Annotated in this window: 8 protein-coding genes; 1 reads left to right on the top strand and 7 read right to left on the bottom strand. The window is 35.3% G+C overall.

Features of this window, described 5'->3' with window-relative positions; translation table 11 throughout:
- Window positions 1-13: 13 nt before the first annotated feature.
- The 7 genes from G3A47_RS14370 to G3A47_RS14340 all read right to left on the bottom strand — a co-directional run bounded on the left by G3A47_RS14370 (window position 14) and on the right by G3A47_RS14340 (window position 12,328).
- Window positions 14-2,764 (bottom strand): M1 family metallopeptidase, encoded by a 2,751-nt coding sequence (locus tag G3A47_RS14370; RefSeq protein ID WP_166923572.1) that lies wholly within the window; start codon window positions 2,762-2,764, stop codon window positions 14-16.
- 419 nt (window positions 2,765-3,183) lie between these two features.
- Window positions 3,184-3,912, bottom strand: coding sequence for an LOG family protein (locus tag G3A47_RS14365; RefSeq protein ID WP_166923495.1), 729 nt, complete (start codon window positions 3,910-3,912; stop codon window positions 3,184-3,186).
- A 341-nt stretch (window positions 3,913-4,253) separates the two neighbouring features.
- Window positions 4,254-7,085, bottom strand: a complete 2,832-nt coding sequence (uvrA, locus tag G3A47_RS14360; RefSeq protein WP_166923493.1) for an excinuclease ABC subunit UvrA — start codon at window positions 7,083-7,085, stop codon at window positions 4,254-4,256.
- A 100-nt stretch (window positions 7,086-7,185) separates the two neighbouring features.
- Entirely contained in the window at window positions 7,186-8,139 is a 954-nt protein-coding gene (locus tag G3A47_RS14355; RefSeq protein WP_166923491.1) for a Fic family protein, read from the bottom strand.
- Window positions 8,140-8,202: 63 nt separating this feature from the next.
- Entirely contained in the window at window positions 8,203-9,987 is a 1,785-nt protein-coding gene (locus tag G3A47_RS14350; protein WP_166923489.1) for a chloride channel protein, read from the bottom strand.
- 74 nt (window positions 9,988-10,061) lie between these two features.
- The gene (ggt, locus tag G3A47_RS14345; RefSeq protein ID WP_166923487.1) at window positions 10,062-11,747 is read right to left on the bottom strand and encodes a gamma-glutamyltransferase; all 1,686 of its coding nucleotides are present in this window, start codon (window positions 11,745-11,747) and stop codon (window positions 10,062-10,064) included.
- The gene (locus tag G3A47_RS14340) at window positions 11,744-12,328 is read right to left on the bottom strand and encodes an acyl carrier protein phosphodiesterase (protein ID WP_166923485.1); all 585 of its coding nucleotides are present in this window, start codon (window positions 12,326-12,328) and stop codon (window positions 11,744-11,746) included. The genes ggt and G3A47_RS14340 overlap by 4 nt, the downstream gene beginning before the upstream one ends.
- 336 nt (window positions 12,329-12,664) lie before the next feature.
- On the opposite strand from G3A47_RS14340, the gene glmM reads away from it, so the two are divergent.
- The gene (gene glmM, locus G3A47_RS14335) at window positions 12,665-14,053 is read left to right on the top strand and encodes a phosphoglucosamine mutase (protein WP_166923483.1); all 1,389 of its coding nucleotides are present in this window, start codon (window positions 12,665-12,667) and stop codon (window positions 14,051-14,053) included.
- Window positions 14,054-14,296 lie beyond the last annotated feature (243 nt).

Here is a 14,296-nt window from a genome sequence, read left to right as displayed (position 1 = left end):
AAAATTTATTCAATTAAAACCATTTTCGGGTAAAAAGATTGACTAATGTTTTAGGAGAAAAAGTAACAACAAATCGTATTTTTTCGTCGTAATTTTTTTGCGCAACCTCCCAACCATTGTTCGAATAGATCGGAAAATACAATTCGAAGTAGTCCGGAACTAAGTTTAAACGGATTCCGCTATCGTAGGCAAATTTTGCATTTTGGTGTTTATTTTGCATAAAACCAATGTCTCCATAAGCTTCAATCCAATCCCAAAGCGAATAACTGGCATTTAAAGTCGCCATCCATTGATTGGCGTATCGTGGTTCTATTTTAGACTTAAAACCACCTTCGGCTATGACATATTGTTGGCTGAAAATTCCGGTGCTCTCAGATCTTCCTAAAAAATTATAATCAAACATATAGTCTGTTGGTCTGTCTAATCCAAAACTAAAATAATCAGAATTGGTGTGATTGTACAAGAAGCTTCCGGCATAGACACGTAAGTTCAGCTTGCGGTTATTCTCAAATAATCTTCGGTATTCAACTTCTCCGGCCAGTTTTCCGAATCCACCTGAAAATTGAACATCGGTCATAAAACTAAAATGATCTACCAATTCTGTCTTGGTGTTCATATAACGAGCGTTGAAAACAGAATAATTCGGATTCGAATTATCAGTAATGTATTTACTGGCTTCACGATTTACAATTACCTGACGTACCAGAATAAGCTGCTTTCTATTGTCTCTGAAATTTTCTTCGCGAATTCTAAGCTGTACCATCGGATTTAGCCTGAAATAAGTCGCATCGGGTGCATAGTGAAAGTAATTTTGACTAATAGAATATCGGACATTATAAAGTGTGCTGTTTCTGTAATAATGATTCAACGAAAAAGCAGAAGAACCGGATATAGTACCCGCATTAATAGAATAGGCCGGATTAATGTCAAAAGTAAAGGGTTTGTCTAGTATGGTTTTGTTGTGAAAACGCATTCCGGGTGTAAAACCATCATAATAATTATAAGTAAGCGTCGGAACATATAAAATCTGATTGTAGTAAGGATCTTCAAGATCTTTTGCAAAATTAAATTTTATAGGACGATTTGTGATAACCAGACTTTTCAGCGATTTCCAGTTGTTTCTTAAGTTGTATTCGGGAACCTCATTGTCGTAATTCAGAACTATTTTATCGGCTTTGTTTCTGTCAATATGATAGATAGAGTCATTGTTTTTTGGTTCAATCCATTTCTTGAAAACAATGTCGTTTCTTTTAATTCCGTAAACCGGAATAGGAACAAAAACACCTGTTCTGTTTCGTATTGAAAATTGAATGCTGTCTTTAGTCCTGGTAACATTCGAAAATTTATAATCGATAATGTCGCGGGAATCGATGATGGTCGTAAAGAACCAATCGATATTTTTTTTACTGTTTTGAGTTACTATTTTTTCAAAATCAAATCGGCTAACCTGTTGGTTTTTGTTTAATTCATAAAATTGCTGAACACTTTTTGGAACAATGTTGTGATTTAAATAATTGTCTAAGTAGCTTAAACTTAAACCTGCCCGGTATTTACTTGCAATTTGTTCGTTGAACTTTATTAAGGTATTTTTTGGGTTACCAAGAGGCTGATCCAGATTTTTTCTGGCCATTAACATATAGTAATAACTGTATTGCTCGTTAAAAGTCAGGTTGGCAATATTGTAACTTTTAAAGAGTCTCATGCTCGAAAGACTTCCAAGCATTTTTTGATCCTGATGATTTTCATCCATGTATTTCATCATGGCATAAATTTGAATTCCATCGCGAATCCAGTTGTCTTTTCTGAAGTCTAAACGCAGACTGTTCTTTAGGTAGTTGTTCAGATATGTTTTTAAGAATGTAATTTCAAAGATAAATTCATCTGAAAACGGACTAATAAAAGACGGCAATTGATTTAACCCGTAAAAAGGATTTCGGTCATAATCGGTCTGCGAAACCGTAATTTTTTGATGTGGATAATTGCCGATAAAGGTATTTGCAAAAGTGACAACTTTATTTATGATAAGCGCTTTCTGAATGTCGCTGATTTTTTTGTTTTTTAAATTGGAAAGAATTTCAATTGAACCATTTTCATAACTTTTGAAGCTATTTTGCTTTTCGATAAACAGATTAAAGTCAGTTCTGTTAGTTCCCGAAAAAGTATAGGTGGTTGATTGCGGGTTTGTAAGATCTTTAGCAATCGAATTTAAATCGGTTGTAATCGAGTAAGTATTTGGAATTTTTATTGCAACTTCATAATCACTGGTTGCATTTGCAATGTCGTCCAGATTGAAATTGTTGTATTTTGTAAAAGTATGATTTTCAAATCGTGCGGGACTTATAAACCAGTTTTTCAGGTTCATTCCACCATTTTGATCAAAGCCGTAATGGGTAAATTTATCGCTTGGAATCTTGGCTATATAAGTAAGGTGGATTTCTGTTTTTTGATTCGGAAGCAGTTTTTGTTTTAGCTTTACTACAATGAAGTCAGGATTTCTTTCGGTTCTTTCCCATTCAAAAGCCATGTCGTTGGCATCTACTAAATTTAGAATGGTAGTGTTTCCTCTTTCTTCGGCTTTGGCTAAGTGAAAACCACGATAAAATTCATCGGAAAAACGTCTGGCTAGTGGTGTGTTTTTGCCGGAGAAAGCATTGTTCCAGTCATTTAAAACAATCGAGTCTAAAGTATCATTTGAAGTGTTATGAAAAATAATATCTTGTTTTACGTTTAAAGTTTTTAGTTCAAGATTCACGGCAACTTCCATCTTAGACTGATGTTGCGCATATTGTTTTATTGAACTCAATAAAATGAAAACGAAGAAGATACTGTTATAAAATGATCTCAAATTGGCTTAAATTTGTTTTGGCTGTTTCTTTAATTTACTTGCTTAGAATTATTCTGGCTTTTGTAAAAATAGTATAAAAAAAAGCTGTTTAAGAAAACAGCTTCATTTTTTTTGCATTACGTAATAAATTTTAACCATAAAAGTGATGTAAGTTCATGTAAAATTAACCCGTTAGACGTGATTATTTTTTAAATATTTAATTTTCAATTATTTGAATCCGAATAGTTTGGGTATGTAATATAAATGTATTTCTTTTATATATTACCCTCAAAGGATTAAAATGAACTTTTTAAGCCTCTTTCTTAAATGAGCTTACATTACTTATATGGTTTAAACAACTAGAAATTCGGACTCAAGTCGTATTTCTTATAGAATTTATCCAAAACATCAACTACTTCATCTTCAGTGTCTACGATTTTGAATAAGTTTAAATCTTCCGGACTCACAGTATGCATTTTCTCAACCAAAACAGTTTTTACCCATTCGATCAATCCTGACCAGAATTCAACTCCAACCAGTATAATTGGAAATTTCCCAATCTTTTTTGTTTGTATTAAGGTGATCGCTTCAAACATTTCGTCTAAAGTTCCAAAACCTCCCGGCATTACTACGAAACCTTGAGAATATTTTACAAACATTACTTTTCTAACAAAAAAGTAATCAAAATTTAGGTTTTTATCGTGATCGATATAAGGGTTGAAATGTTGCTCAAAAGGCAATTCGATATTCAAACCTACAGAAGTTCCACCGCCTAAATGTGCGCCTTTGTTTCCGGCTTCCATTATTCCGGGACCACCTCCTGTGATTACACCGTAACCTGCTTTACTGATTTTAAAAGCAATTTTTTCTGCCAGTAAATAATATTTATCCTCCGGTTTTGTTCTTGCAGATCCAAAAATCGATACGCATGGACCAATACGTCCCATGCTTTCATATCCATTTACAAATTCAGCCATGATTTTAAAAATCGCCCAGCTGTCATTTGTTCTGATTTCATTCCACGTTTTTTGCTTCAAACGATCCTGGATTACTTTATCCTCATCGTTGTCAAAATCTTCTAATCTCATTTTTTGTATTATTAATTGTTTTCAGGAGCTCGTTCCTGTTGTTCCTCTTTGTCTTTTGCAATCTTCCAATGGGTAGGGATGAAAGCAATAAGATTTCCTCTTTCGCTGGAGCTAGGGCATTAATTTTTGGTTCAACTTTGTCTTTTATGAAGATTAAAGTTGAAAAATTTAATTAAAAAGGCGTACTAAATTAACTCTTTTTTTGAGAGTGGTAACAAAAAAACGCATTTATTAACCTAAAAAAAATAATTGAACGAATGATTTTTAAATTCGTTGTTCATTATCAATTAATTAGGGTAATTGTTGTTCGATGCGTTATTGCAATAATTTTAATTGAAATATCAGGCAAGCTCTTTTTTTAGAAACTTAGCCGTATAACTTTTTTTGCTTTTTACTACTTTTTCAGGTGTTCCTTTTGCAATAAGTTCTCCCCCACCTTTTCCGCCTTCAGGACCAATGTCTATGATATAATCGGCCAGTTTGATAACGTCCATATTATGTTCGATTACCAGAATGGTGTTTCCTTTATCAACCAATTTGTTGATTACGTCCATCAGGACTCTGATGTCTTCAAAATGTAAACCTGTTGTAGGTTCGTCAAGGATGTAAAAAGTATTTCCGGTATCTTTTTTAGATAATTCTCCTGCTAGTTTGATACGTTGTGCTTCGCCACCCGAAAGCGTTGTACTTTGTTGCCCAAGTGTGATATAACCCAAACCGACATCCTGAATTGTTTTTACTTTTCTGTGAATTTTTGGAATGTTTTCGAAGAAAGGAACAGCTTCATCGACTGTCATATTTAATACATCCGATATGGATTTTCCTTTGTATCGAATCTCTAAAGTTTCTCTGTTAAAACGTTTTCCTTGGCAAGTTTCGCATTCCACATAAACGTCCGGTAAAAAGTTCATTTCAATAGTTCTTACACCTGAACCTTCACAGGTTTCGCAGCGTCCGCCTTTTACGTTAAAACTAAAACGTCCGGCTTTATATCCGCGGATCATACTTTCAGAAGTCATCGTAAACAGATTTCTAATTTCTGTGAAAACTTCGGTATAAGTCGCAGGATTTGAGCGTGGGGTTCTTCCAATCGGACTCTGGTCAATATCAATTACTTTGTCAATATGTTCCAGACCTTCTATTTTTTTGTAAGCCTGTGGTTTTTTTACTCCATTAAAGTAATACGCGTTTAGAATCGGGTAGAGGGTCTCGTTTATCAAAGTCGATTTTCCGCTTCCTGAAACTCCGGTTACGCAAATTAGTTGCCCTAAAGGAACTTCAATGGTAACATTTTTTAGGTTGTTTCCTGTTGCTCCTGAAAGTTTTAAGAACTTACCGTTTCCTTTGCGTCTTTCTTTTGGGATTTCCAGTTTCATTTTACCATTCAGATATTGAGCAGTAATGGTGTCAGACGCCAAAGTTTCTTTCGGAGTTCCGATACTGATAATTTCGCCACCATATTTTCCGGCTTTTGGACCAATATCAATTACATAATCAGCTGTTTCGATCATGTCTTTGTCGTGTTCGACTACAATAACTGAATTTCCAATATCGCGTAATTGTTCTAGCGAATGGATTAATTTTTCGTTATCTCTCTGATGTAAACCAATACTTGGCTCGTCTAATATGTACAAGACACCAACCAGTTGCGAACCAATTTGCGTTGCCAGACGAATACGTTGTGCTTCACCACCCGAAAGTGATTTGGAACTTCGACTAAGAGCCAGATAATTCAGGCCGACATTCATTAAGAAATTTAGACGGTCTTTGATTTCTTTAACTACTTCGGAAGCAATTAACAGTTGCTTGTCTGTTAAATGATTTTCTAAATCTAAGAACCATGCTGTTAGATCAGAGATGTCCATATCACACAATTCGGTGATATTTTTCGTGTCGATTTTAAAGAACAAAGCTTCTTTTTTCAAACGTGAACCTTCACAAACCGGACAGTTTACTTCGTCCATGAAATCTTTGGCCCAACGTTTTATTGTAGTGGACGGACTTTCGTCGTATTGATTTTTGATGAAATTTGAAATACCTTCAAAATCAATTTTGTAATCACGTGTAACGCCCAGATCTTTTGAATTGATAGTAAATTTATCTTTTCCGCCATGTAAAATCATGGTCATTGCTTCTTCCGGAATCTTCTCGATCGGATCGGTTATTTTAAAATTGAATTTTTCTCCAATAACTTCTAATTGCTTAAAAATCCAGGAAGATTTGTATTCGCCAAGTGGAGCAAATCCACCAGCTTTAATGGATAGTTTAGGATTTGGAACAATCTTTTTAATATTGATTTCGTGTACGGTTCCCAAGCCATTACAATGCGGACAAGCTCCTTTCGGGGAGTTGAAAGAGAATAAGTTGGGCTCCGGATTTTGATAAGAAATACCCGTTGACGGACACATTAAATTTCTACTGAAGTAACGGACTTCGTTGGTGTCCTGGTCTAAAATCATTAAAACATCTTCACCATGATGCATGGCTGTATTGATGCTTTCTGCCAGTCGTTTTTGATTGTCGGCGGTGTCTTCAATTAGCATTCGGTCTACTACAATTTCAATGTCATGGGTTTTGTATCGGTCTAATTTCATTCCCGAAACCAAATCCTGTACTTCGCCATTAACACGAACTTTTAGAAATCCCTGTTTTGTAATTTGTTGGAATAATTCGGCATAATGTCCTTTTCTGGCTTTAATAACCGGAGCAAGAATATTGATACGTTTTCCGGTAAAATCCTGAATAATCAAATCTTTAATTTGATCGTCAGAATACGAAACCATTTTTTCACCCGTGTTGTAGCTGTATGCATCTGCTCCACGAGCGTATAGTAGTCTTAAAAAATCGTATATTTCAGTAATAGTTCCGACGGTAGAACGCGGACTTTTACTGGTTGTTTTTTGTTCAATAGCAATTACAGGCGAAAGCCCGTCGATTTTATCAACATCGGGACGTTCTAAGCCACCAAGAAACTGTCTGGCATAAGCCGAAAAAGTTTCTACATAACGACGCTGTCCTTCGGCATAGATTGTGTCAAATGCCAAAGATGATTTTCCCGAACCCGATAAACCGGTAATCACGACCAGTTTTTCACGCGGAATAGAAATATCGATATTTTTTAGATTGTGAACTCTTGCGCCGAGAACTTCAATAGTATTGTCTTTTTCTAACATAAATTTGAGCAAAAAGCAAAGTTACCATTTTGATTTGTTCTTTTTGTACTACGTAGCAGAAGTTTATGTTATAAATTGTAACAAAAAACGCTAATATAAATTAGCGTTTTCTTTTTCGGGTTGCCATATATTCTTCTATGGCTTCTTTGGTAGTATACCAGTTTCGGCCTTCTTTATAAGCATCTATTTTACCTGTTCTGGCCAATAGGCTTACATATTCCTGACCATAAGGAGTCTGTGGTTCACTAACAATATCTGCAATTTTCTGAAAGTTGTTGTCACTATCCGGCATTGCATTCAGATAAATATTGAGCGTACGTTCTAGTGCCTGACACATCAAAAGAACTAGTTTTTGATAGTTTCCGGTATTAGCCTGATTAAGGGCTTCATAATATTTTTTCCTGTCATTTTTAAGAATAATGGCAGGTGGAAACCCACAGCGCATCAATAATAAATTCATGCTCAGACGTACTGTACGCCCATTACCATCGAAAAACGGATGTATCCAGACCAGTTTATGATGGTAAACAGTGGCAAGCTCTATATCGTTAAGTCCTAATGGATTTCTATTAATAAAATCTATTAGTTCGTCGAGATAATCGGAAACTCTATTTGCATTTGGAGGCATAAAATTGGCGCCGGAAATACGCACACCACCATTGCGCAAACGTCCTGCAAAATCATCTTCGATCGACCGCAAAACTAACCCATGTATAGAAAGTATATCAATGCTTCTGAGTTTGTAAGTATCATCAACAATAGTATATAGGTAGTCAATAGCCTTATCGTGGTTATGGGTTTCAAAGTGTTCTCTTAAGGATTTTCCTTTAATAGTCATTCCTTCCTGAATAACCATTTGAGTTTCCCGAAGACTCATTGTATTCCCTTCAATACTATTGGAATTATAGGTCCATTCTAAAGAAAGGCTTTCACGGATTTTGTGCAAAGCAATGTTGGGCAAGGGTCTGCCAGTTTGCAAGTCCTGCCTTTTCTGATACAACCGTTCAAAGGTTGATTCAAATTCGTTTCTATATGTTAAGTCTATATCCCACAAAACTCCACAAAGGTACTTCTTATTATCGGATATAAAAATTTTTTAACTTATCCGATAATAAGATTACTCGATAGTCATGGCCCGTAGTTTGGTTCTATAGGCTTCAAGTGCTATAGATTTGGAAATGAAACCATAATATTTTTCATTTCGAAGTACGGGTATAAAAGCTGTTTTGGTTTTTTCAAACTTGCTCATGACAATTTCCATGCTGTCATAAGAAGAAATGGTTGCAATTGGAGTTTTCATGACATCTTTAATCAAGGTGTATTTTACACGGTAACTATTAAAGATAATTTCCCGAATATCATTAAAATGAACCACACCAACAAGATCTCTGTCGTTATTCACAACAGCAAAAACAACCTGATTAGAGTGCGAGATAAGATCTACTAATTTGGTTAAATTTTCCTCAGGATGTACTGTTAAATAATCAGTTTGAATGATCGAATTGATATCCAGTGTCGATAATATATTTGAATCTTTATTGCTGGTAAAAGCATGTCCTTTTTTAGCCAATCCTTTTACATCGAGTGAGTGTTTTTCGAATCTTTTGGAAATAGCAAAACTAATGGAAGATATAATCATCAACGGAATCATTAATCCGTAACCTCCCGTTATTTCTGCGATTAAGAAAATGGCTGTTAGTGGCGCGTGAAACAAACCACTCAGGATACCTGACATTCCAACCATGGTAAAATTACTGACCGGAAGGTTGGTAAGTCCCGTCATATTAACCAGCTTAGAGAAAAAATACCCCAAATAAGAACCTAAAAATAAGGCAGGAGCAAAGTTTCCACCATTTCCGCCACTACCAATGGTAAGACCTGAAGCCAGGACTTTTATCATAAACGTACATCCAACAAATAGGAGTAAAACCCAATTATTGTTTCGGTATTCACTAAATAATGTATTGTCGAGTAATTTTCCCGGATCACTTTCCGATAAGGTTTTAATACTTTCGTAACCCTCTCCAAACAGAGTAGGGAAGATAAATATCAGAATGGCTAACATAGAAGAGCCTACCAATGCTTTTTTGTAAGGACCCATTTCCAACTTTGAAAAATAATGCTCAATTCTCTGGAAGTTTCGGGAATAATAAATAGCAGCAAGACCGGTTAGTATTCCGAGAATTACATAAAAAGGAGTATTGTGATAGTTGAAAGTCTCTTGTTGTTTAAAAGACAATAAAATACTTTCGTCCAATAAAATAGCAGATACAATCGCACCGGTTGCGGCTGAAATCATAATAGGAGTGAAAGCAGAAATACTCACATCGACCAATAAAACTTCAATCGCAAAAAGTACCCCTGCAATTGGTGCGTTAAATGCTGCCGAAATTCCCGCAGCAACACCACAACCAATAAGTAAGGTTCGATCTTTATAAGGAAGTCTGTAATTTTGAGCAAAATTAGAACCAAACGCCGCACCGGTTATCACGATTGGACTTTCCAGTCCGGCAGAACCACCAAGACCAACGGTTAAGGAACTGGTAACAATTTGCGCATACATTTGTTTTTTAGGAATGATACTCGCTTTCTTGGCAACCGCATAAAGTATTTGAGAAGTTCCTTTTTGAATGGTTCCGCTCAATACTTTTTTGACAACCAAAACGGTTAGTAAAATTCCGACAATAGGAAGCAAACTATTGATGAAACTCAGTTTCAGAATCCCATTGATATACGTAGCAAATGAAAAAACGCTGTGGGCAAATGTTTTTAAAACAATTACCGCAAGAGCACAGGAAATACCGATTAAAACACTTGATAAAAAAATAAATTGCTTTGGTGTCATTAAGGATTGTCCCAAAGCAATTATGCTTTCTAGTCTTCTGAAATATTTTTTTAGCATTCTGTTTTAAAAATTACGGATACTACAAATTTAAGTTATAATCTTTAAAAAACCGGAAAAAAAAGAGAACTAAATTAAAACCCGGCCGCTTTATCATCACCACGGAAGTCAGCGCCACCCTCGAGATTTTTATTTGGGAGCACCAAAATCGCGTCGACTTTGCCAATAATTGGAGTTGATTTTTCGTTGATCAGATAATTTTTCGCTTTTAGTTTGTCTATGGTTTTCGTATCAAAAGTCTCAGGTTCAAAAGTAATAAGATCAGGTAACCACTGATGATGAAAACGAGGTGCGTTTACAGCTTCCTGCATACTTAAGTTGTATTCGTAAACATTTAGAATGGTTTGCAAAACAGAAGTTATGATCGTAGAACCGCCCGGTGTACCAACTACCATGAATAGTTTGCCGTTTTTCTCCACAATGGTTGGGGTCATAGAACTTAACATTCGTTTTCCCGGCGCAATACTGTTGGCCTCATTTCCTACCAAACCAAACATATTTGGAGATCCCGGTTTAGCACTAAAGTCATCCATTTCATTATTTAGAAAGAAACCTAAGTCATCACAAAAGTATTTAGAGCCGTAGGCGTCGTTAAGCGTTGTAGTCGCAGCAACAGCATTTCCAAATTGATCTACAATCGAGTAATGTGTTGTTTCAGTACTTTCGTTATACGTTACTTTTCCTTCTTTTATTTCAGAAGATAAACTGGCTTTTTCCGGATTAAAAGTAGACATTCTGTCTTTTAAATAAGAATCGTTCATTAAGGCTTTGACCGGAACTTTTACAAAATCCGGATCCCCCAAATAATGGCTTCTGTCGGCATAAGCTCTTCTTTCGGCTTCAACTATAATCTGAATGGACTGATCGGAGTTATGTCCCAATTTAGACAAATCATAAGGCTCGATCATTTTTAAAATTTGCGCCAGACAAATTCCACCACTGCTTGGTGGTGCCATAGAAGTAAGTTTTAAATCTTTATAGGTAAATTGAAGTGGTTTTCTCCATTTTGCCTCGTATTTTGCTAGATCTTCAAGGGTTATAATTCCTCCTTTTTTCTGAAGATAATCGACCAAAATTTTGGCAGTTTCTCCTTTATAGAATTCATTTCTTCCATTTTTTTGAATCCTTTTTAAGGTTTTCGCCAAAGCGGAATATTTAATAGTGTCATTCTCTTTGAAATTTGCTGCAAAAAGTGTTTGATCCCCATTTACTTTGAGGATGCTTTCACGATAATTTTTTAGGTTTTTCTCTTGTTTTTGTGTGACAACCACACCTCTTTCCGCAAGAGCAATTACAGGCTTTAAAATTTCAGACATAGGCATTGTACCTAATTTTTTATGAACGGCAAAAACACCCGCAACGGTACCCGGTACACCAATTGCAAGAGCGGTTTCAGTACTTTTACCTTTAATTACGTTGCCGTCTTTATCCAGAAACATATCTTTTGTGGCTGCCAATGGTGCTTTTTCACGATAGTCTAACGATCCGACTTCGCCATTTGCTTTACGATAAACCATAAACCCGCCACCACCAATATTTCCTGCAAACGGAAAAGCTACAGCCAGTGCCAATTCGGTACCCACCATGGCATCGTAAGCATTTCCGCCTTTTTTCATGATTTCGACACCTATTTTTGATGCTTCTTCACGGGCAGAAACTACCATCGCTTTTGTAACTACTAATCCGGTTGGTTTGGGTTGCGTTTGTTGCGCTGAGCAGCTAATATATAATAAGGTAAACAGTAAGGTAACTTTTCTCATAATAAGAGTAATTTTTGTTTTGAATGTTCTTTAATATCCTCAAAAAAGAGGGTGAATTCTTGTTCGAATTCAGAATAAAATTCTTTTAATTCGGCGCTGGCATACTGCATTTTTGATTCGTTTTTAGATCGTCGGTCCATTTGGGTTAAAATCTGATGAATTCCTTCGACAGTCTGATAGCTTAATAGCCAGTTTCTCTGAATCATATAAGGCATTAAATCCTGCGTTTTTTCAGTGAGAATATCGTAATTTTCGTGTAATGATCTATAGAATCGATTTACGAAAGTCTCCAGTTTTTCATCCGAATATTTTGTCCAGTTTTTAGCTAAAAAATGATCATATACAATATCTACAATCACACCCGAATAATGATGGTATTTTTCGTGTAGCCGTTTAGTACTCTGTCTGAAAATAGCATGCGAATCGGTGTAGGTATCAATCGATCGGTGCAAAATAATTCCTTTTTGTACCTCTTCGGGAAAATGTTCAAATTGTTTTCCCCGAATCCCATCGGCCATGAAATTGCCAATTTTTATTAAATCATTGTCTCCTGACAGATAAATGTGTGCTAGGAAATTCATGCCTTTTTGAGTTAGTACCATTTCGATGTTTCGAAGATGGTACGTTATTTTAGTAAATGTATAAAAACTTTTTTAAATCATTTTGTTATAAAATGAAGTCTATACTAAATAAATTCTATTAGGATGTAAATTAAAATATTCGGTTTTTAGAAAATAAGGAGCTTTTTTAAAAGTAAGAAAAATACTTTTGTTGTTTATTCGTAGAAGGCTAAAACAAAGAAAATAAATTATTTCCAGTGGAGTACTTCATTATTATTTTAAAAATCTTAGCAACTCAGCACCTTAGTTACTCAGCAACTTTTTTATATTTGTAACTAATAACCATATCTCAAAAAAATGACTTTAATAAAATCTATCTCAGGTATCCGTGGAACCATTGGAGGAAAAGTAGGGGACAACCTGACTCCTGTTGATGCCGTAAAGTTTGCTTCGGCTTACGGAACCTTTCTTAAAAATAATACTTCAAAAGAAAAATTAACGGTAGTAATTGGTCGTGATGCCAGAATTTCAGGCCCGATGATTCATAATTTGGTAGTAAATACCTTAATAGGTTTAGGAATTAATGTAATTGATCTGGGACTTTCAACTACACCAACTGTAGAAGTGGCTGTTCCTCTTGAAAAAGCAGATGGAGGAATTATTTTGACGGCCTCTCATAATCCAAAACAATGGAATGCCTTGAAATTATTAAATGAAAAAGGAGAGTTTTTAAGTGGAGCCGAAGGAGCTAAAATTCTGGAAATTGCAGAGGCTGAAGCTTTCGATTTTTCAGATGTTGATAATTTAGGTGAAATTACGATTAACGATGCCTATATGGATATTCACATCGACGAGGTTTTAAATTTGCCTTTGGTAGATGTTGAAGCAGTAAAAGCGGCAAAATTTAAGGTAGTAGTTGATGGAGTAAACTCTTCCGGTGGAATCATCATCCCAAAATTATTAGAATTAATGGGCGTTGAAGTCGTAAAATTATACTGCGAACCAAACGGACATTTCCCACACAACCCGGAACCTTTAAAAGAGCATTTAACGGACATTTCTGAATTGGTGGTAAAGGAAAAAGCACATTTAGGAGTTGTAGTCGATCCGGATGTTGACAGATTAGCTTTTATCAGCGAAGACGGAGAAATGTTTGGAGAAGAATATACTTTGGTAGCTTGTGCTGATTATGTATTGAGTAAAACTCCGGGGAATACCGTGTCAAACATGTCTTCTTCACGTGCTTTACGTGATGTAACAAATGCACACAAAGGAAACTACGAAGCCAGTGCAGTAGGTGAGGTGAATGTAGTAGCATTAATGAAAAAAAACAACGCCATTATCGGTGGTGAAGGCAACGGTGGAATTATCTATCCGGAATCGCATTACGGACGTGACAGTTTGGTTGGGGTTGCTTTATTTTTGACACACTTAGCCAATAAAAAAATGTCAGCTTCAGCATTGAGAGCTTCCTATCCGGAATATTATATGAGCAAAAATAAAATTGAGTTAACACCACAAATTGATGTTGATGCGATTTTAGTAGCCATGACAGAAAAATATAAAAACGAAGATATTTCAACAATCGATGGTGTAAAAATTGATTTTGCAACCGAATGGGTACATTTAAGAAAATCAAATACAGAACCTATTATTCGTATTTACACAGAAGCTCCGTCTCAGGAAGCCGCAGATGTTTTGGCACTTCGAATTATTGACGAGATTAAAGCTATTGCCGGGATTTAGTTTTTTTAGGACATAAGCATAAAAGCCGTTTCAAGTTTTGAAATGGCTTTTTTGTTTTTATATCACACTATGAAAAATAGTAAGTTTAGAAAATGTTTTTTTTTAATCAAAGTGTTACGGAATGGTATCTTTTTTTTAGATAAATGTGATGATTATAATTGATAGATAAAAGAAAAACAACTACTAAAGCATTATTTTATCTTAATTAATTGATAAAAAAAATACTATTTTTGCCTAAAATAC

It is taken from the genome of Flavobacterium poyangense, from assembly GCF_011751075.1.
GTDB lineage: Bacteria > Bacteroidota > Bacteroidia > Flavobacteriales > Flavobacteriaceae > Flavobacterium > Flavobacterium poyangense.
This window is presented reverse-complemented; position numbering and strand designations above follow the sequence as displayed.